Origin of the sequence: Aquincola sp. J276 (assembly GCF_024700035.1) — a bacterium.
Lineage (GTDB): Bacteria > Pseudomonadota > Gammaproteobacteria > Burkholderiales > Burkholderiaceae_C > Aquincola > Aquincola tertiaricarbonis.
The window spans coordinates 538,234-556,879 of record NZ_JAJONC010000001.1; the positions used below are offsets into that span (position 1 = coordinate 538,234).

At 71.7% G+C, this 18,646-nt stretch carries 15 protein-coding genes and 1 pseudogene; 5 read left to right on the forward strand and 11 right to left on the reverse strand.

Annotated elements, in window-relative coordinates:
• Positions 1–2,739, reverse strand: a complete 2,739-nt coding sequence (locus LRS14_RS02605) for a PQQ-binding-like beta-propeller repeat protein (RefSeq protein ID WP_257798494.1) — start codon at positions 2,737–2,739, stop codon at positions 1–3.
• A gap of 140 nt (positions 2,740–2,879) precedes the next feature.
• On the opposite strand from LRS14_RS02605, the gene LRS14_RS02610 reads away from it, so the two are divergent.
• The 3 genes from LRS14_RS02610 (at position 2,880) to LRS14_RS02620 (ending at position 5,606) form a co-directional block, all read left to right on the forward strand.
• Complete coding sequence (locus LRS14_RS02610) at positions 2,880–3,728, forward strand: IclR family transcriptional regulator (protein WP_046113586.1); 849 nt, start codon at positions 2,880–2,882, stop codon at positions 3,726–3,728.
• A gap of 137 nt (positions 3,729–3,865) precedes the next feature.
• Positions 3,866–4,987, forward strand: a complete 1,122-nt coding sequence (locus LRS14_RS02615) for a nucleoside hydrolase (protein ID WP_257798495.1) — start codon at positions 3,866–3,868, stop codon at positions 4,985–4,987.
• Between the two features lie 64 nt (positions 4,988–5,051).
• A complete protein-coding gene (locus tag LRS14_RS02620; RefSeq protein ID WP_257798496.1) occupies positions 5,052–5,606 on the forward strand; it encodes a hypothetical protein in 555 nt (184 codons plus the stop codon).
• 27 nt (positions 5,607–5,633) lie between these two features.
• Here LRS14_RS02620 and LRS14_RS02625 read toward each other — a convergent pair whose 3' ends face one another.
• Positions 5,634–6,266 (reverse strand): FMN-binding negative transcriptional regulator, encoded by a 633-nt coding sequence (locus LRS14_RS02625; RefSeq protein WP_257800393.1) that lies wholly within the window; start codon positions 6,264–6,266, stop codon positions 5,634–5,636.
• A 74-nt stretch (positions 6,267–6,340) separates the two neighbouring features.
• On the opposite strand from LRS14_RS02625, the gene LRS14_RS02630 reads away from it, so the two are divergent.
• Positions 6,341–7,891 (forward strand): PLP-dependent aminotransferase family protein, encoded by a 1,551-nt coding sequence (locus tag LRS14_RS02630; protein ID WP_404977522.1) that lies wholly within the window; start codon positions 6,341–6,343, stop codon positions 7,889–7,891.
• Between the two features lie 16 nt (positions 7,892–7,907).
• On the opposite strand, the gene LRS14_RS02635 is transcribed toward LRS14_RS02630, so the two are convergent.
• Positions 7,908–9,206, reverse strand: a complete 1,299-nt coding sequence (locus LRS14_RS02635; RefSeq protein WP_257798498.1) for a leucine-rich repeat-containing protein kinase family protein — start codon at positions 9,204–9,206, stop codon at positions 7,908–7,910.
• A 36-nt stretch (positions 9,207–9,242) separates the two neighbouring features.
• The gene (locus LRS14_RS02640; protein WP_257798499.1) at positions 9,243–10,004 is read right to left on the reverse strand and encodes a siderophore-interacting protein; all 762 of its coding nucleotides are present in this window, start codon (positions 10,002–10,004) and stop codon (positions 9,243–9,245) included.
• A gap of 33 nt (positions 10,005–10,037) precedes the next feature.
• Here LRS14_RS02640 and LRS14_RS02645 point away from each other — a divergent pair, with 33 nt between their 5' ends.
• Positions 10,038–10,517: a MarR family winged helix-turn-helix transcriptional regulator gene (locus tag LRS14_RS02645; RefSeq protein ID WP_257798500.1), complete on the forward strand. Its 480-nt coding sequence runs from the start codon at positions 10,038–10,040 to the stop codon at positions 10,515–10,517.
• 159 nt (positions 10,518–10,676) lie between these two features.
• Here the strand turns inward: LRS14_RS02645 and LRS14_RS02650 are convergent.
• The 7 genes and pseudogenes from LRS14_RS02650 to LRS14_RS02680 form a co-directional block, all read right to left on the reverse strand.
• Positions 10,677–11,910: pseudogene (locus tag LRS14_RS02650) on the reverse strand (transposase).
• Positions 11,911–11,997: 87 nt separating this feature from the next.
• Positions 11,998–14,502, reverse strand: a complete 2,505-nt coding sequence (locus LRS14_RS02655; protein WP_257798501.1) for a penicillin acylase family protein — start codon at positions 14,500–14,502, stop codon at positions 11,998–12,000.
• Positions 14,503–14,614: 112 nt separating this feature from the next.
• A complete protein-coding gene (locus LRS14_RS02660) occupies positions 14,615–14,785 on the reverse strand; it encodes a hypothetical protein (RefSeq protein ID WP_257798502.1) in 171 nt (56 codons plus the stop codon).
• 28 nt (positions 14,786–14,813) lie between these two features.
• A complete protein-coding gene (locus LRS14_RS02665) occupies positions 14,814–15,227 on the reverse strand; it encodes a response regulator (protein ID WP_257798503.1) in 414 nt (137 codons plus the stop codon).
• A complete protein-coding gene (locus LRS14_RS02670; protein ID WP_052736673.1) occupies positions 15,224–15,718 on the reverse strand; it encodes a GAF domain-containing protein in 495 nt (164 codons plus the stop codon). Before LRS14_RS02670 ends, LRS14_RS02665 begins: the two co-directional genes overlap by 4 nt.
• A 13-nt stretch (positions 15,719–15,731) precedes the next feature.
• Positions 15,732–17,228, reverse strand: coding sequence for a chemotaxis protein CheW (locus tag LRS14_RS02675; protein ID WP_257798504.1), 1,497 nt, complete (start codon positions 17,226–17,228; stop codon positions 15,732–15,734).
• On the reverse strand, positions 17,225–18,604 hold the full coding sequence (locus LRS14_RS02680; protein ID WP_257798505.1) for a methyl-accepting chemotaxis protein: 1,380 nt from the start codon (positions 18,602–18,604) through the stop codon (positions 17,225–17,227). The genes LRS14_RS02675 and LRS14_RS02680 overlap by 4 nt, the downstream gene beginning before the upstream one ends.
• Positions 18,605–18,646 lie beyond the last annotated feature (42 nt).

The window sequence follows — 18,646 nt, forward strand, 5'->3', positions numbered from 1 at the left end:
TCACTTGACGACGCGCACGGTGGCGGTGGAGGTCAGCTTCTTCTGCACGCCCTGGTGCAGCACGTTGGCCGACACGGTGAGCGGCACGGCGCTGCCTTCGGGGATGTTGTTGTCCACCAGCGCCTTGTCGAAGGTGACCACCAGCGTGCGGCCATCGGAGGTGGCCCTGGCGCTCACTGCCGGGAACGTCTGCATCGTCAGCGGCGTCTTCAACTCCACCTGGCCGTCCAGCGTGTGCCCGGCCGGCAGCTTGAAGGTGGCCGTGACCAGCCCCTGCACGCTGGTGAACACGCCGTTGGCCGGCCGCAGGTTCAGCGTGCCCGGGGTGAACTGCAGCGCACCCGGCTGTTCCTGCGCGGCCAGCGTCACCACCACCTTGCCGGTGGGCCGGGGGTCGGTGCAGTCGTTGTAGTAGTACTCGCCCTCGCGGTCGAACTTGTGCTGGGCGGACTGGCCCGGCTGCAGCTTGAAGTTGAAGCGGCCCTCGAAGTACTGGGTGGCGCAATGGGCCTTCAGGTTGCCGCTGCCGGGCACGCCGAAGGTGGCGTCGCCCGGGTTGGTGAAGGTCACCGTGGTGCCCACCGGCACCGTCAGCGTGGAAGGCACCATCGATGCGGTGGTCACGCTGTCCTTGGTGGCCGTGGCGGTGCCGTCGGAGCGTGCGAGATAGATGGTGTTGGCCGGCAGCCCGGTGGCCGGCGTGTTGTTCACCGGCCGGCGCAGGTTGGCGATGGGCACCGGGGCCGGCGCCTCGCTGCTGCCCGACACCACCACCGGATTGGACCGCGGGCCGGTGGTGTAGACGGCCTTGCCGCCGAGCTTGAAGGCCCACACCGCCGCGCCCTGGCCCTGCTGGGCATAGGGCTGGGTGCCGGCCATCGCGGGCATCGCGATGTACTGCTCGCCGCCCACGGTATAGGTCACCACGCCCGAGGCACTGGGCGCGCCGGTCTGGAAGCGCCACAGCTCCTCGCCGGTCTGCGCATCCAGGCCCATCAGCCAGCCGTCCACGCGGTTGATGAACAGCAGGTCGCTGGCCGTGACCAGCGGATGGTTGCCGTGGGCCACGTCGCCGCCCAGGCCGAAGTGCTTGCGCCACACCGGCAGGTTGGTGGAGGCATCCACCGCCACCACGCCGCCGGTCTGGTAGCCGCCGATCTGGCGCAGGCCGTTGCCGCCCTGGAAGGCGCCATGCGCCACCGGGTTGTAGGACATGCCGATGTAGCGCATGTTCAGCTTGGGACTGATCGACACGTTGGACCAGTCGGCCGCGCCGTTCTGGCTGGTCATCGACAGGAACATGCTGTTCTCGTCCCAGTGCGGGTCGTACATGCAGCCTTCGCGCGTGCCCGAGAGGTACTGCGTGTCGTTCTTCAGGTAGTTGTCCGGGTTGAGCACCAGCTTGTACTGCCCTGGCTTCTCCGGATCGGGCTGGGCCTGGTAGCCATTCCAGTTGGGCACCGCGCGGTTGGGCGCGCCGGGGATCTCCGAGCCCAGGTTCTGGTAGACCAGGCACTGTTCCTGGAAGGGCCCGGAAGCCGGGAAGGGCTGCGTGGCGGGCTGGGCCTGGCGGGCATCGGTGGGCACCTGGCGGTACACCACCGGCAGCGCCGGCTTGCCGTTGGTGCGGTCCAGCACGAACTGGTGGCCCGACTTGCTGCCGTAGTAGATGACCTTGCGGGTCTGGCCGCCGATCTGCACGTCGGCCAGGCTGGGCGTGTGCACGTTGTCCATGTCCCAGACGTCGTGCTTGACCGACTGGAAGTGCCACTTGTAGGCACCGGTCTTCATGTCCAGCGCCACCAGCGAGCTGGTGAACAGGTTGTCGCCCGGCCGGTCGCCGCCCCACTGCGCGCCGGTGCAGCTGCGCGGGTTGCCGAAGGTGACGTACAGCATGCCCAGCTGGGTGTCGATGGACGGGTGGATCCACGAGGCGCCGCCGCCGTTGAGGTAGCAGTCGTTGGGCGTGTCGTTCGGCGTGTTGCGGGTGGTCCAGGTGTCGCCCGCGTCGAAGGTGTTGCCGTTGACGTCGGTGAACGAGGTGCCGTGCGGGTACGCGCTGTAGAACACCCACTGCACCGCGCCGTCGCTGGCGCGCACCGCGATCATCGCGCCGCGGCCGTTGTCGTTGGTGCCCTGGTACACCATGCCGTCCTGGTAGATGGTGGCCACCTTGGCGATGCCACCGATGGCGGTGCCGTTGTAGGTGGGGACCACGGCCCATTCCACGGCGCCGGTCTGCTGGTTCAGCGCCACCATGCGCCCGCCTGCGGCGGTGGTGAACACCTTGCCTTCGCCCACGCTCACGCCGCGGTGCTGGCGGTTGCCGCCATAGCCGTTGGCTTCCACCGAAGGCATCCACTTCCACTTCACCGCGCCGGTGGCGGCATTGAGCGCCATCACGCCGCCGCCCGGGGTGTCGAGGTACATCACGCCGTCCACCACCACCGGGGTGGTCTGCTGGCCGACGTCGCTGCTGCCCGGGCCAGGTGCCGGCTGGGTCACCGGCTCCACGTTGGTGTGCACCACCCAGGCCGGGCCCAGGCTCCTGATGTTGCCCTTGTTGATCTGCGTGAGCGACGAGTAGCCCTGGCTGCCCAGGTTGCCATGCACCAGCGGCCAGTTGCTGCCGGCCGGTGCCAGCGAAGGCGAGGGCGCTGGCTGCGCCAGCACGGCGGCAGCGCCGCATGCGGCCATGGCCATCAGCGCCGCCATGGTGATGTGGCTCAACTTCATCATCGGATGTCTCCTCTTGGCAAGGTGGGGTGCGGTGCGCGTCACGGGCGCTTCCGTCGCGGCGGAGGTTGCCAGAGTTCATTCCGGCGGTTCAAATAATCGTGATGGCATTCAATTTCTGAAAGCCGTTCCAAGGAGAAGCCGTGAGCGGAGCCCTCGAGAAGACCATCGCCATCCTCGAATACCTGGCCGCGCGGCCCGAAGGCGCGCCGCTGGCCTCCATTGCCACCGACCTCAACCAGCTGCGCAGCGCCTGCCACCGCACGCTGCAGGAGCTCATCGGCTTCGGCTACGTGCGCGCGCTGCCTCAGCGCGGCAGCTATGCGCTCACCAGCAAGCTGGCTTCGCTGGGCCTGAGCTTCCTCAGCAAGTCGGGCGTGGTGGACATCGCCCAGCCGGTGATCAACCGCCTGGCCGAGAAGACGGAGGAGCTGGTGCGGCTGGCCATCGTGGACGGCGAGCGGCTCACGCTGGTGGCCAAGGCGCAGGGCTCGCGCTCGGGCCTGAGGTACGACCCCGACATGGGCATCGAGCTCAACCTGTCGTGCAGCGCCGCCGGCCATGCCTGGCTGATGACGTTGACCGAGGACCAGGCCATGCAGGCCGTGGCCCGCCAGGGCATGGGCGACCGCGCCCGCTTCGGCCCCAATGCACCGCGCAGCATGCGCGCGCTGAACCTGCTGCTGAAGGAGCACCGCAAGCGCGGCTTCAGCATGGTGAACGAGACCTATGCGCCGGGCATGAATTCGATGGCCGCGCCGGTGCAGCGGCGCGGCGAGCCGGCCACCGGCGTGATCGTGGTGGCCGGGCCGTCGGTGCGGCTGACGCCGGCACGCATGGCGCAGTTCGGCCCCGATCTCATGGACGCTGCCGCCGAGCTGTCGGCTGCCGCCAGCGCCTCGCCGCTCATGCAGGCGGCGCACATCGGCACCTGGGGCAACCGCACCGACGGCAGTGCGCCGGCGGTCACCCGGCGGGTGGTGCGCCGCTGAGGCCGCCGCCGCGCAGGCCGCGCCTGGTTGACACACCCGGTTGCGCCATGCCGGGTTAACCAGCAGCCGCAAACGTTTGCGCAATCGTTTGCGCGCCCTAGACTGAACCGCTTCACGAACCAGAAAAGGAGACTGCCATGCGGCTTGGATGGATCTGGATGCTGTGCGTCGCCCTGCTGGCCGGCTGCGGCGGCGATGGCGGCGATGACGACGTGCACAAGGTGATCATCGACAGCGACTACAACACCATGAGCGACGATGGGCAGCTGGGCGTGATGGCCGCGCAGCTGCAGGCCGAGGGCCGCATCCGGGTGATGGGCATCAGCGTGGTGTCGGGCAACCAGTGGCTGCGCCAGGGCGTGGCCGATGCATTGAAGTCGATGGAGCGGCTGGGTGCCGGCGCCGCCATCCCGGTGTATGCCGGCGAGAACATGCCGCTGGACCATGACTACGCCGCCGTGCAGGCCGAGCAGGCCGCCGGTGCCGGCGGTGACGGCTACCTGGGCGCCTGGAGCACACCCGAGCCGCAGACCGATGCCGACCTCGTGGCTCCGCCCGACGGCTTTGCCACCCGCACCCAGGTGCAGGCCAGGAGCGCGGTGGACTTCATCGTCGACACCGTCAAGGCGCACCCGCACGAGATCACGCTGCTGGCCATCGGCCCGATGACCAACGTGGCCAAGGCGGTGGCGCGCAACCCGGAGATCGTGCCGCTGATCAAGCAGATCATCTACATGGGCGGCGCGGTGCATGTGCCCGGCAACACCACCCGCACGGCGGAGTTCAACTGGTGGTTCGACCCCGATGCCGCGCAGCAGGTGGTGCGCCTGCCCATCCGGCAGGTGGTGATTCCGCTGGACGTGACCGACACCGTGCTGCTCACCAAGCCGGTGTACGACCGCATCGCCCGCGCACCGCAGCCCACGCTCATCACCCGGCTGTTCCAGCAGCTCAACGGCTATGGCTTCAGCGGCGACAGCGGCTTCGAGAACGACCCCACGTACACCCAGAACATCTGGGACACCCTGGTGCTGGCCTACCTGATCGACCCGCGCTTTGCCACCGAGACACGCGAGGAATACGTGGACGTGATCGCGCGCAAGGGCGACCCGGAAAACGGACGCTCGGTGGGCTACGACGTGCCGCCGGCCGGCGTGTCGCTGCAGAAGATGACGGTGGTCACGCGCTTCGACAACAACCGCTTCTTCGACTTCTACGTCGACCTCTTCACCCGCCCGGTGCCGGTGAAGCTGGACTGAGGACGAGGGGCAGGGCGGCTGGGAATACCGGTTGCCCCGAGTCAGGGCGCATCCATCGCCCGCCATGCCCACCGCCTTCGAGACGCTGTACCTCTTCCTGCTGCTGCCGCTGTGGCTGGCGGCCGGCGTGGCCGACCAGCTGTGCCACCGCATCCAGCGGCTGGAGCACAGCGCCGGGCTGCCCGAAGGCCTGCTGCACCTGCTGATGGCGCTGCAGATGGCGGTGCTGGCCGGCGGCGTGCTGCTGCTGCAGCCCAGCGTCGGCAGCCTGGCATTGATGCTGGCCGCCTGCGTGGCCCATGAGGCCACCACCTGGGTGGACCTGGCCTATGCCGAGCCGCGCCGCCGCGTGCCCTGGTACGAGCAGGCGGTGCATGGCTGGCAGCAGCTGCTGCCCTGGGTGGTGTTCGGCAGCTACCTTGCGCTGGAGGAGGCCACCACGCCGGCACTGGGGCGCAGCGTGTGGGGCTTGCAGCTCAAGCAGCCGCTGCTGCCGCTGGCCTGGCTGGCGCCGGCCCTCGCGGGCACGGCCGCGCTGGGGCTGGGACCGGTGGTGGTGGAGGTGTGGCGCTGCTGGCGCGTGCGCCAGCGGCCGCCGCGGCAGGTGCCGATGCCCTGACGGCGGCAGGCGCGGGCCCACGGCCCTTCAGCCCGTGCCGCCCGATTCCCGCATGGCCTGCGCCAGCGCGGCCTGGCCACTGGCCTGCAGGCCCTGGATCGCACCTTCGCGGTCGGCCGGCTGGTGGTGCTGGTTGAGCTTGAACTTGCCTTGCAGCCGGGTCAGGCGCACCTCGATGCCGACGATGTGCTGCATCAGCGTGGCCAGGTAGTCCGCCGGCGCGTCGCCCATCTTCCACGGCGCAGGCTGCGTGGCCTCGTGCTGGCGGGTCAGGCGGGCCACGACGGCGCGCACGAACTTCTCGTCGTCGCGCACATGCAGCGTGCCATGGGCATGCACCGCCTCGTAATTCCAGGTGGGCACGTAGCGGTGCGTCTGCTGCTTGCCGGGGTACCAGCTGGGCGAGATGTAGCCCTGCGCGCCGCGGAACACCACCAGCACCTCGGCGCCCTCCGGCACCTGCCGCCACACCGGATTCGCGCGTGCCACATGGGCCAGCAGCGTGCCCTGCGGCCCCTGCCCGGTATCCAGCAGGAAGGGCAGGTGCTCGGCCTCCAGGCCGTCGCCGCTGCGGTAGGTGAGCATGCCCAGGGCATGCTGCTGGATGAGGCGATGCAGCAGGGCGGCATCCGGCACGGCGAACTGGCTGGGCAGGTACATGGCGCGACTGTGCGCCCGATCCGGATTCATGGAAACATCCAGTTCCACGCCATTCCACTGGACCAGTTGCCCAGATGCGCCACCCACCGCCCGTGCCACCGCCTGCCCCACCGGGCCTCAGCCGCCGGCTGTACGAGGAACTGCGCGCACGCATCCTGGACGGCACCCATGCCGCGGGTGCGCCGCTGCCGTCCACCCGGGCGCTGGCGGCCGAGCGGGGACTGTCGCGCGGCACCGTGTCGCTGGTGTACGAGCAGCTGGCGGCCGATGGCTTCATCACCACCCGCACCGGCGCCGCCAGCCGGGTGGCGCCGGGCGTGGCGCGCGCGGCATCGGCGCTGCGTGCGCCGGCCGCCCGCGGCCCGGCCGGGCGGTTGTCGGCAGTGGCCCGGCGCATTGCCGCGCTGGACATCCGCGACGCCGGCCCCACCGGCACCCGCGAGATCGACTTCGTCTACGGGCCGCTGGCGGGCGCGGACTTTCCCACCCTGGCCTGGATGAAGGCGCTGCGCGCCACCGAGCGGCAGCGCAGCGCGCGGCTGGAATACGAGGACCCGCGCGGCCACCTGGGCCTGCGGCGCGCGCTGCAGGCGCACCTGAGCCACAGCCGCGGCCTGGCCTGCAGCGTGGAGCAGCTGATGATCGTCAACGGCTCGCAGCAGGCGCTGGACCTGTGCGCGCGCTTGCTGGTGGATGCCGGCGATGGCGTGGTGATGGAGAACCCCGGCTACCGCATGGCCCAGCATGCCTTCGCCGCCTGCGGCGCGCGGCTGCTGCATGTGGACGTGGACGAGCACGGCCTGTGCACCGACCAGCTGGCGGCGCTGGGGCCGGCGCAGCTGGCCTTCGTCACGCCCACGCACCAGTTCCCCCTGGGCGGCTTCCTGCCGATGGCGCGCCGCCGGGCGCTGCTGGCCTGGGCCGCGCGCCGGCATGCCTGGATCATCGAGGACGACTACGACAGCGAGTACCGCTACGGCGTGCGACCGGAGGCCACGCTGCAGTCGCTGGACACCCACGGCCGGGTGATCCACGTGGGCACCTTCTCCAAGACGCTGTCGCCGCAGCTGCGGCTGGGCTACATGGTGCTGCCGGATGGGCTGGTGGATGTCTTCACCGCGGCCCGGCGCGTGGCCGACCGCCATGCCCCGACGGGCGTGCAGGCTGCGCTGGCGCGGCTGCTGGCCGACGGCAGCTACCAGCGCCATGTGCGCCGCATGCGGCGCCTGCAGCAGGCCCGTCAGCGTGCGCTGGTGGAGGCCCTGGCCCGGCATTTCGGCGAGGGCGTGCAGGTGCAGGGTGCGGCCAGCGGGCTGCATCTGGTGGCGTGGTTCACCGGCCTGCCGGCCAGCGCCGAGGGCGCGCTGGTGCAGGCCGCGCGCCAGCAGGACGTGCGGGTGTATCCCATCGGCCCGCTGTTCGATGCCACGGCGCCACGCGCCCGGCGGCGGCGGCCGGCGGGGCTGGTGATGGGGTATGCCCTGCTCGACAGGCCGACGATCGAGGAAGGCGTGCAAAGGCTGGCGGCTTGCGTGGCGCGGCTGATGCCATCCCGGTCGGCGGTCCGCCGCCGCCGGTCGACGCCTGCAGCGCAGGGTCGCGAGCTGCGTCGCAAGGCTGATTGAAAGCGGGCCATGCGGCCTACCTGAGCTGCCGCCCCGTGTTGGAAGCAAAGGCACCGTGGTTCGGCAGATGCCCTCCGCCGGCATGCGCTGCCAGCTCGTCCAGCAGGATGTCCAGCGCCCTTCGATCCAGCGCCCGCAGCGCCTCGGCGCAGGCCGGGTCGTCTTCGGGCAGGAAGGACGCGGCGCCGAAGTCGCTGAGCAGGGCGCCGCCCTGGCCGTCGACCAGCAGGTTGTGGGCATACAGGTCGCCGTGCATCAGCCCGCGTCCATGCAGGTGCGCCATGGCCGATGCGGCCGCCTGGCCGATGCGGTCGGCCTGGTCGGCCGGCAACCGCAGGCCCGGGGCATACACGTCGCGGCTGCAGCTGCGCATGCTGGGCGGGCCCGCCAGCGGCGCCCAGTGGGCCGCCAGGCGCGGCAGCACCAGGCCCTGCCGGTGCTGCGGATGGTCGGCCAGCACGCCGTGCACGCCCACCAGTGCCGGATGGTCACCGGCGGCCAGCGTGGCGGCCATCTCGCACTGCGGCAGGCCGTCGCTGGTCACCTCGCCCTTGAACAGCTTCACCGCCACCGGGCGCGCCGCCGTGTTAGCACCAGGCTGCCATTGCGCGGCATGGATCTGGCCCGAGGCGCCTTCGCCCAGCATGTCTTGTAGGGACAACTGCCCCCACGGGATGCGGCGCGCCGGGCTGCGTTCGGCCGCCGCGGCCTGCTCCCGCGCGGCGCTGAAGGGATTGCCCGCATGGGCCAGCCAGGCCAGATGCGGCAGGGCCAACAGCTCGTCGGGCAGCGCGTCCTGCCGCCGCGCGAAGCGATTGGCCGCCAGCCGCAGCAGCTCCAGCCGCTGAAGCCGGCCGATGCCCGCGGGCAGCCGCGCCAGCCGGTTGCCGGCCAGCATCAGCTTCTGCATGCGGTGGCAGTCCGCCAGGGTGGCGGGCAGCTCGCCAATGCGGTTGTCGGTGAGGATCAGCCAGCGCAGCGTGGGCGCCAGCGCAGCGGCCGGCACCTCGGCGATCTGGTTGGCCTTGAAGCCCAGCGTGTCCAGCGCCGGCAGCCGGCCCAGCACCGCCGGCAGCATGGCGAAGCGGTTGCCCGAGGCGAACAGCGTATGCAGGCGGCGGCATTGCGCCAGGCCGTCGGGCAGCGTGTGCAGCGCATTGCCGGAGACATCCAGCACCTCCAGCGTGTCGGCCAGCGACAGCACCTGCGGCGGCAGCTCGGTCAGTCCGCAGTGGCGGAGGTCCAGGTGGGTGGTGCCCTGCAGCTGGCCGGTGAGCAGGCAGGCGAGTTGGGCGGCGGGGGTGTGGTTCGGCATGGTCGGCGCGCATTGTCGGCCTGCCTTGCGGCCGCCTCACAAGTCCTCGTGGAACCCCGCATCCCCTGCCCGCCAGTAGGCGGAGATGCGGGCGGCCTCCTTGGGGTGGCCCTTGTCGCGCAGCAGCAGGTCGCGCACGCGGGCCATCAGGGTGGCCTCGCCGCCGGCCCAGGCGAAGCCTTCGCCCGCGGGCAGCGCCGGCGCCTGCAGCGACTGCAGCAGCGCCTCGGGGCTGTCCAGCCACTGCAGGTCGAGCGCCGCGGCGCTGTGCAGTGCGCGGCGGTCGGCGGCCTCCACCTGCAGCCGCACGATGGCGCGCGTGCCGGCGGGCAGTTCCTCCAGCCGGCGGTGGATGGCGGGCAGGGCGGCGGCGTCGCCGGCCAGCAGGTGCCAGTCGTAGTCGGTGGGCACCACCATGGAGCCGCGCGGCCCGCCGATGGTGGCGGCCATGCCCGGCGCGGCCTGCGCGGCCCAGGCCGCGGCCGGGCCGTGGCCATGCAGCGCGAATTCGATGGTGAGTTCGCGCGCCGCGGTGCTGAAGCGCCGCGGCGTGTAGTCGCGCCGCACCGGCTCCGTGCCCGGCGGGCCGTCGAGCATGAACTTCACATGGTCGTCAAAGCCGGCGGAGGCGAAGTCGGCCAGCGACTCGCCGCCGAAGGTGATGCTGGCGAAATGCGGGCTGATGCGCTGCACCCGCAGCACCTGCAGCTCGCGCCGGCGCAGCTCGTGGCGGATGCGCTGGATGCGGCGCTGCGTGGATGCGGGTGCCTCGGTGGCCGCTGCGTGGTCGATGGACATGGTGGCGTGGATTGGTGGACAATGTCATCGATCATGAAGCGCAAAGTTGAGTTTGTCAACCAATCGGAGGCCGACGAGGTCTTCGATGCCATCCACGGCCTGATGCACCTGGTGCGCGCGCGCCAGTACCGCGTGCTGCGTGATTCGCCCCATGAGATCACCCACCTGGAGGGCAAGGTGCTGGGCTTCTTCGGCCGCCATCCCGGCGCGATGGCCGGCGACCTGGCCGCGCATTCGGGGCGGGACAAGGCGCAGATCGCGCGGCTGCTGGCCGGGCTGAAGGAGCGCGGCCTGCTGCAGGCCGAGGTGGACGAGGCCGACCGCCGCAAGACGCGGCTGCACCTGAGCGACGCCGGCCGCGAGCTGCTGCGCACCACCCAGCGCAGCCTGCGCGAGGTGACGCAGCGCAGCCTGCAGGGCTTCAGCGCGGAAGAGCGGGCGCAGCTGCTGGCGCTGCTGCGCCGGGTGCGGGGCAACCTCGACGAGGCCGAGGCGCAGGACGCGGCCGGCTAGGAGTCTGCGCGGCAGAAGCCGCGCCGCCTCCTAGCCTGCGGCTCTACGCACGGCTCCCCGAGCCCCCTCCGAGAGGGAGCTCCAGCTTGTTCGACCGCTCCCTCCAGCCTCCCTCCGCGAGGGAGGCTCCAGTCAGTCTGACAAGCCGCTTTGCACCTCTCAACCGGCGCCGAGCACCGCCATGCGCCTCAGGTTCAGCGCCATGCACACGAGCTTCCACTCGGCTCGCACCCGGTGCAGCCCCCGCAGGCTGAACTGCCGGAACCCCATCACGTTCTTGATCCAGCCGTTGGGCGGCTCGGCAATCCACTTGCGCTTGCGGTAGGCCGCGCGTCCTTCTTCGGTCTGCAGCCTGGCGGCCATCGCCGCAGTGTGCGGGTACTGCTGGCGTCGACCTGCGCGTGCTCCTTGCCTTAGCGCCCCAGCGCCACGACCACCTTGATCGGCGCGTTCCTCAGGTTGTCTTCGCTGCGGTAGCCCGCATCCGCCATTCCGAGTTCGGGCAACTCGCCCAGGTTCTCGCCCACCGCCTGGATCATCGGCAGCAGCCAGTTCGCGTCCGGTGCCACGTTGTCCAGTTCGGCCGCCACGATGATGTGTGCGATCTCGTCCACCGCCGTCTTTCCTCGGGCACGCCGAACTCGCGCTTGTAGCGCCCACCCTTGGGCTTGCCGTCCGGGCCACGCGGGCGCCGGTCGTCGTCGTCGCTGCGTCCACGTTCGAGGTCGGCCTCGCGTTGGCGTTGCTCCAGCCGCTCCCGGGCCTCCCGGACGGCCGCCAGCCGCGCCTCGCGCCGCTCGATCTCGGCGGGCAAGTCCAGTTCCGGCTCGTTGACCTCGGCCTCGTCTGTGGCCTTGGCGCGCGCCAACAGCGCGTCGATCTGCGCCTGGAGTTCGGCTTCGGCCTGCTTCATGCGCTCGTAGCTCATCGCCTTGTGGCGGCTGGCCTTGGCCTTGAGCTTGGTGCCGTCGATGGCCACCGTGCCCAGCTTGACCAGGCCCATCTTCCGGGCCAGCTTGACCACCTGCACGAACAGATCCGACAACTCTTTCAGGTGAAACGCCCGGAAGTCGCAGATCGTGCGGTGGCGCGAAAAGTTACCCGCCGCCAGCATCCGAAACGCCAGGTCCTCGTGCAGCCGGCGCTCGATCTTGCGCGAGCTGAAAACGCCCGTGGCGTAGGCGTAGACCAGCACCTTGACCATCATCGCCGGGTAAAACGGCTGGTTGCGCGAGCCGCCACCTTCGTAGCGCGCGTAGAACGCCTTGAGCTCCAGCGCGTCGACCGTGTCGTTGATGAAGTGAGCCAGGTGGCCCGCCGGCAGCCAGTCTTGCGGCGCCGCCGGCAGCAGCATCACTTGGTCAGGTTCGTAGGGGCGATAGCTTCCGGCCATGCCCCCTCAACGCATACACCTGGCCAGGCGACATCCGGAAATAGCCGTTTCTGCCGCGCAGACTCCTAGCGGCCGGCCTGCCTGGGATCACTCCCTCACGCGGGTCGTCTTCAAGTCGGCATTGGCCGCGATCTCGGCCTCGGTGAACGGCACGCGCAGCCATTGGCCGGCCGCATAGCGCCGGGTGTAGTCGGCATGGTGCGGCGAGGCCGGGTCGTCCGACAGCGAGAAGGTGAGGAAGGTGTGCGCCTGCACGCCCTCGGGCTTGAAGGCCACGATCTGCATGTAGCTGTTGCCGTTCGGGTCCTCGTCCATCGAGTAGCCACCCTGCTCGATGCGCTTTTCCGAGCAGGCGATGGTGAAGTAGCCGTTGGCGCCGCAGCCGCCGTACAGGCCGATGCGCTGGCCATTGCGGGTGGCGTACAGCACCTCGCTGCGGGGCGCGTCCACCGCGAAGCCGCTCTGCTGCACCCGGTACACCGCGGCCGCGAAGGCCTGGCGCAAGGCGGTGGTGTCGGTGGTGTTGAGCCCGCGCGGCGTGTTCAGCGGATCGGCCGGATTGAAGGGCACGGTGTACAGCTGCGCCGCGGGAATGCGCTGGGCGCGCGTCCAGAACTCGTCCCACACATGCGTGCCGCGTGCATCGGCGGTGCCGCGGCCGTTCCAGGCGGCCAGGGTGCTGCAGGCCAGGGCCACGTCCACGTTGACCGCGGGCGTGATGGCGCCGCCCAGCGGATCGGCCGACAGCGGCAGCGGCGCTGCCGGCGTGCCGCTGCACACGGCGGCCAGGGCCGCGTCCTTGAACAGCTCCGCCGTGAGCACGCGGCTGTCCAGCACCATCTGCTGCAGCACCTCCGGCGTGGCCTTGTTGCCGGCATAACCGTCGGTGCCGGCCAGCCGGCGCTGCACCATCAGGTGGCCCAGCCGCGTGCGCAGCGACTGCGCCTGCGTGCCGGCCGGCCCCAGGATGTCGGGGTAGCCGGTGAGCGGCTCGGCCGGGTTGGCCAGCCAGTAGCTGTCGTTCATGTTGGCCACGTAGTCGCGCCGCAGCAGCGAGGGCATGCGCGAGGCACCGATGGCCCCGGGCTGGCGCGAGTCCGCATCGGTCTGCCAGTCGCAGGCCGCGCGGGAGCCGTCGAAGAACGGCACCCGCGGCAGCGCGCCGGCCACCGCCTGGCCGAACGGCGTGGTGCAGGTGGCCACCTGCTGGGCCGACACATTGGGCATGGCGCCGATGTCGGCATACCAGGCGCGTGGATCGCCGCGGCCCACCGCCACGGTGTTGACCCACGGGATGGCGGCTTCCTCGCGCTGGATCTGCGCGAACGCCTCCAGCGAGCCGGCCTGCGCCCAGCGCATCCAGTTGCGGAAGGTGCGGTGGTTGGCCGCATTGATGTCGCGGATGGCAAAGGCGGTGCTGCCCGACCAGGCCAGCGCCGGATTGAGCGGCGCCAGGTTCACCAGCGGGCCATGCTCGGAGGTGTAGAGGGTGCGGGTGACGTCGCTGACCGTGCCGTCGGCCGCCAGGCTCTGCACCGTGATGCTGCGCGCGGTCATCGGCACGCGCACGCCGTCCTTCAGGTAGGCCGTGGGCTCGCCCGGCACCAGGCTGAGCTGGAAGAAGCCGAAGCGCCGCGCGGTGCTCACGGTGTGGCTCCAGGCCACGTTCTCGTTGAAGCCGATCAGCACCAGCGGCACGCCCAGGAAGGAGGCGCCGCTGACGTTGAGCTTGCCCGGGATGGTGAGCTGCGCCTGGTAGAAGCGGTCGGGGCCGCGCCAGTACCAGTGCGGGTTGCCGAACAGCAGCGGCACCTCGCTGGCATCGGCGCCGAAGCCGTACATGTTGCTGCCCACGCCTTCCTCGCCGCCCACCTGCAGGTCGAGCCGGGCGAAGGCCTGCTCGATGGCGCGGCGCTGGCTGCGGCTCAAGGCGGCCTGCCGGCCGGCGGGTGCGGCGCTGGGCGTGGCCGGCGCGGGTGGCAGCGCATTGGCGATCTGGCCGACGAAGTTGCTGTAGCCGCCGGCGAAGTTGGTGGCATACAGCCGGCGGTAGATGTCGTCGGCGGTGGCAGGCTGCAGCCAGCCGGCGGCGGCACAGGCCGCATGGCCGGTGGCGCTGCCGGCCTTCAGGTCGGCCAGCAGCCGGTTGTAGCCGGCCACGAAGCCGTCGATCAGCGTCACCACGTCGGCCGGCTGCGCGGCCTTGAAGGCGGCCAGCGCCTCGGCCGACAGCACATGGCGGTGAAAGAAGTCGGCGTCCAGGTTGCGCGGCCGGCCGGCGGTGCCGCTGCTGGACAGCAGCGCATCGGGCCCGAACCAGCGCGCGCGCTCGCCGCGGTAGGTGACGAAGCTCTCGGCGATGGTGCAGAGGTTGTCCTGCGCCTGGGCCACGCCGAAGCCATAGCCCAGGCCGCCCCAGTCGTCGGCCTTGATGTGCGGAACGCCCAGGGTGGTGCGGCGGATCTCGGCGCTGTAGCGCGCCGGCGGGTCGTCGTCATCGCTGCTGCCGCAGGCGGCAAGACCCAGCGCGGCGGCCAGCAGCAGCACGGCCGGCACGGCGGCACGGTTCAGGGGCGCAGACTTCTTTCGCATCTTGGTTCCGATCCTCATGGGTGGGCCCGGGGGCGGCCCATGCTATGCGGAACCCGGCGCAGCCGGCCTCGGGAATGCCCCGGGGCAGCTTGCCTAGACAAGTGGCCGCTGCCTAGTGCGGCGGCACGCAGTCCAGCAGCGCATGCACCAGCCGCGTGAAGGAGCCGGCCACGCGCAGCAGCGCCTCCAGCAGCGTGGGCACGGCGCGCGCCAGCGTGTCCGCCAGCGCCAGCACGGCGGCGCCCAGCTCTTGCAGGGCCGGCAGCAGGGGATCGGTCTTCATGGCGCGCATGCTAGCGCGCCCGGAGCGATCAGCGGGCCAGTCCTTCCACCGCATTGAGCAGCGTGCGGGCCTTGAAGGGCCGGGCCAGCAGCAGGCTCACCTGCAGCGCGGCCAGCGGCGCGGCCGCGGGCGGGCCGGCCGGGTCGATCAGGGCCAGCACCGGCAGGCCGGGCGGGCTGGCCTGCGCGCCAGGGCCGCCCGCGCTGCCGGCGCGCAGCTGGGCCAGCAGCCGCAGCGCCCGGCCGTCGGCATCGATGTCCAGCACCAGCGCATCGAAGCGCAGGTCGGCCAGCAGGCGGGCGGCGGCCTCGTGGCTGGCGGCCTCGTGCACCTGGGCGATGCCCAGTTCGCGCGCCACCGTGGCCACGGTGCGCCGCAGCACGAACTGCGCTTCCACCAGCAGCACCTGCGGCAGGGGCGAGGGGTCGGCAGGCGGCTTCATGCGGCCTCCTGGCCGCACAGCGCTTCCACCACCAGCTGGCGCAGGCCGCCCAGGATGCCCAGGTCCAGCGCGGCCAGGCTGCGCGGCTGCCGGTCCAGCAGGCACAGCGTGCCGATGCGTTCGCCGCCCGGCAGCTGCAGCGGCGCGCCGGCATAGAAGCGGATGTGCGGCGGGCCGGTGACCAGCGGGTTGTCGGCGAAGCGCTCGTCCTGCAGCGCGTCCTCCACCACCAGCACCGCGTCCTGCACGATGGCATGGCCGCAGAAGCTGGCGTCGCGAGAGGTCTGGCAGGCGTCCAGGCCCACCTTGGCCTTGAACCACTGGCGGTCTCGGTCCACCAGGCTCACCAGCGCGATGGGCACGTCGAACTCGTCGGCCGCGAAGCGCACGATGCGGTCGAAGCGTTCCTCGGGCGGCGTGTCCAGCACCAGCAGTGCGCGCAGCGCCTGCAGGCGGGCCTCGTCGTCGGGCGGAATGGGGGCGGCGATCATCGGTGGAAGTCCTTCAGTTCAGCAGGAAGGCGAGCTGGGCCAGGTCCAGCACCATGTAGCTCGCGGCGGCGCTGGGGCGGCCGACGCTGATCATCTGCAGCTCCCCCACCGCGGCCATGCGCATGCCGGCGGTGGTGGCGGTGTTGGCCGGCACCCAGCTCACCAGCCGGCCGATGGCCAGCGCGGTGGGGCGCGCACCGGCCGGGGCCAGCACCACCGCCAGCTCGGGCAGCTGCTGCGGCGCACCGGCACCGCCGTAGCGCGGCAGCAGCTGCAGCGGCAGCAGCTGGTCGCGCCAGGCCAGGGTGCTGCCTTCGCCGGCCAGCAGCCGCCGGGCGCTGTCCGGCGGCAGCGGCACGATGGCGGCGATGCCGTCCACCGGCGAGGCATACACGCCGTCGGCCTCGAACACCAGGTAGGCAGGGCTGCCGCGTGCAGCGGTGGTGGCCGCGCCCGCGGCGGCGGCGCCGGGCTGCACCGCCATCGGCAGGCCGTCCAGCAAGGCGGCGACGTCCAGCGGCTGCACCGCGCCCAGGGCGGTCATGCGCGGCGGCAGCAGGCCGGGCGGCAGCCCGGCGTCGTCGGCGGGGGCCGAGGGCGGCAGGGGCAGCAGCTGGCAGGCCTCGTCGATCAGCAGGCCGGCCATGGCCCCGTCCACCGACAGCACCGCCATCCAGCGCGGCAGCGGGCCGGCCGGTGGCGTGGCGCACAGGCGCTGGGCGAGGTCGATCACCGGCAGCTTGCGCTGCGACCACTGGCACAGGCCGCGCACCACGGCGCCGCGGCCGAAGTCGATCTCCAATGCCGGCGCGGGCACCACCTGGCGCAGGTGCTGCACCGGCAGCGCGGCCAGCAGGCCGCCGGCGCTCAGGATGGCATGCGGCACCGGCCGTGCAAGGTCGTCGGGCCCGCCCGCGCCGGCGCCGGCATCGGCGGCCGCCGCGGCGTCGGGTGCATCGCCGTGCAGCCGCGCACGCTCGGCCCACACGCGTGCCAGCCGGGTCAGGCGGCCCACCTCCAGCACGCAGGTGGCCTCGCCGCCCAGCATCACCGCGGACTGGAACAGCTCGTGTTCCTCGTCCTCATGGTGCAGCCGCACCGGGCCGGCGGCAGGGGCCGGGCTCACGCCCAGCACCGCATCGGCGGCCAGGCCGACCAGGGCGCTGCCACAGCGCAGCACCAGCAGCCGGCGGTCGTCGCCGGGCGTGGCCGGTGCGTCGGGCACGTCGGTGGCGATGGGGCACCAGCGCTCCAGCGCCACCACCGGCAGCAGCCCGCCGTCGTGGTGGCACATGCCGGCCAGCGCGCCGCCGCGCCGCGGCACCGGCAGCAGGCCGTCGGCCGGCCACGGCCCGGCCTGCAGCACCTGCTCGGCCGGAATCGCCAGCGCCTGCCGGCACACCCGCACGCGGGCATAGGCGGCCGGGACCGTCGCCGCAAGGGCCCGCGCAGCGGTATCCCTCCCCACGGGAGGAGCGCCGCCTTCCGGCGGCCTGGCGACGACGTTCACGGCGCCGGCTGCTGAACGGCCGCGCGCACCAGGTCGTTGAGCAGGCGGCTCACGTCCTTGGTGGCGCCGGCCTGCTGCTGGGTGGCGGCATGGATGTCGTGCACCGATTGCGTGGTGGCGTCCACCGCGCCGCGGATGCGCGCGAAGGCCTCGTCCACCTCCTCCGACAGCCGGCCGCCCTCGGCCACATGGGCCGAGGTCTGGTGGATCAGCTTGGTGATCTCGCGCGCGGCCTGGGCCGACTTCTCGGCCAGCTTGCGCACCTCGTCGGCCACCACCGAGAAGCCGATGCCATGCTCGCCGGCCCGCGCCGCCTCGATGGCGGCGTTGAAAGCCAGCAGGTGGGTCTGGCCGGCGATCTCGCCGATGGTGTCGATGATCTCGTGGATGTTGGTGGCCGACTGCCGGATGTCGGTGATGGCCTCGCGCGAGCGGCCCAGGCGCTGGCTGCCGTCGCCGGCCTCGCGCTGGGTCTGTGCGGCCAGGTCCGCCGCGCGCTGGGCGCCGCGGGCCATGCTGTCGATGGTGGCCGACATGTCGGCCATCACCGCGGTGATGTCGCTGACCTTCTGGCCCACCTCGCGCTCGCGGCGCACCTGGGCGCTGATGTCCATCGCGAACTTCACCACCTTGTACGGCTTGCCGTGCAGGTTGAGGATGGGGTTGTAGGTGGCCTGGATCCACACCTCCGCGCCGTGCTTGCCGGTGCGGCGGTAGCGGCCCGACTTGAACTGGCCTTCGCGCAGGTCGGCCCAGAAGTCGCGGTATTCCTGGCTGCGGATGTACTCGCTGTCGCAGAACATGCCGTGGTGGCGGCCGGCCACCTCCTCCAGCGTGTAGCCCATGGTGCGCAGGAAGTTGGCATTGGCCCGCAGCACGTTGCCCTGCAGGTCGAACTCGATGACGGCCTGCGAGCGGTCGATGGCGTCGAGCTTGCCCTGGGTCTCGGCGCTGCGCTCGGTCTCCTGGGTGATGTCGGTGGCGAACTTCATCACCTTCAGCGGCCGGCCGTCGTCGCCGAAGATCGGGTTGTACGAGGCCTGGATCCACACGCTGGCGCCGCTCTTGGTCACGCGGCGATAGCGGCCGGCATCGAACTCGCCGCGGCCCAGCCGCTGCCAGAACTCCACGTAGGCGGGCGAGCGCGCGTAGTCGGGTTCGCAGAACAGCCGGTGGTGCTGGCCCACCACCTCGTCGGCGCGGTAGCCCAGCAGGGCGAGGAAGTTGTCGTTGGCATGGAGCACCCGGCCGTCGAGGCTGAATTCGATGACCGCCTGCACCCGGTCCAGCGCGGCGAGCTTGCCGCGGACGTCGGCGAGTGAATGGGCGTCGGCGGCCAGGGCGGCGGCCACCGTGGCGGGCAGGGGTGCGGACATGGGTACTTCTCTCGTAATGGACGGCCCCCTGGCTATCGGTGC

Coding starts and splice junctions, on each gene's coding strand:
- LRS14_RS02605 (WP_257798494.1), bottom strand. CDS start 2,739: ATGATGAAGTTGAGCCACATCACCATGGCGGCGCTGATGGCCATGGCC.
- LRS14_RS02615 (WP_257798495.1), top strand. CDS start 3,866: ATGCGGCTTGGATGGATCTGGATGCTGTGCGTCGCCCTGCTGGCCGGC.
- LRS14_RS02620 (WP_257798496.1), top strand. CDS start 5,052: ATGCCCACCGCCTTCGAGACGCTGTACCTCTTCCTGCTGCTGCCGCTG.
- LRS14_RS02625 (WP_257800393.1), bottom strand. CDS start 6,266: ATGTACCTGCCCAGCCAGTTCGCCGTGCCGGATGCCGCCCTGCTGCAT.
- LRS14_RS02630 (WP_404977522.1), top strand. CDS start 6,341: ATGCGCCACCCACCGCCCGTGCCACCGCCTGCCCCACCGGGCCTCAGC.
- LRS14_RS02635 (WP_257798498.1), bottom strand. CDS start 9,206: ATGCCGAACCACACCCCCGCCGCCCAACTCGCCTGCCTGCTCACCGGC.
- LRS14_RS02640 (WP_257798499.1), bottom strand. CDS start 10,004: ATGTCCATCGACCACGCAGCGGCCACCGAGGCACCCGCATCCACGCAG.
- LRS14_RS02645 (WP_257798500.1), top strand. CDS start 10,038: ATGAAGCGCAAAGTTGAGTTTGTCAACCAATCGGAGGCCGACGAGGTC.
- LRS14_RS02655 (WP_257798501.1), bottom strand. CDS start 14,502: ATGCGAAAGAAGTCTGCGCCCCTGAACCGTGCCGCCGTGCCGGCCGTG.
- LRS14_RS02660 (WP_257798502.1), bottom strand. CDS start 14,785: ATGAAGACCGATCCCCTGCTGCCGGCCCTGCAAGAGCTGGGCGCCGCC.
- LRS14_RS02665 (WP_257798503.1), bottom strand. CDS start 15,227: ATGAAGCCGCCTGCCGACCCCTCGCCCCTGCCGCAGGTGCTGCTGGTG.
- LRS14_RS02670 (WP_052736673.1), bottom strand. CDS start 15,718: ATGATCGCCGCCCCCATTCCGCCCGACGACGAGGCCCGCCTGCAGGCG.
- LRS14_RS02680 (WP_257798505.1), bottom strand. CDS start 18,604: ATGTCCGCACCCCTGCCCGCCACGGTGGCCGCCGCCCTGGCCGCCGAC.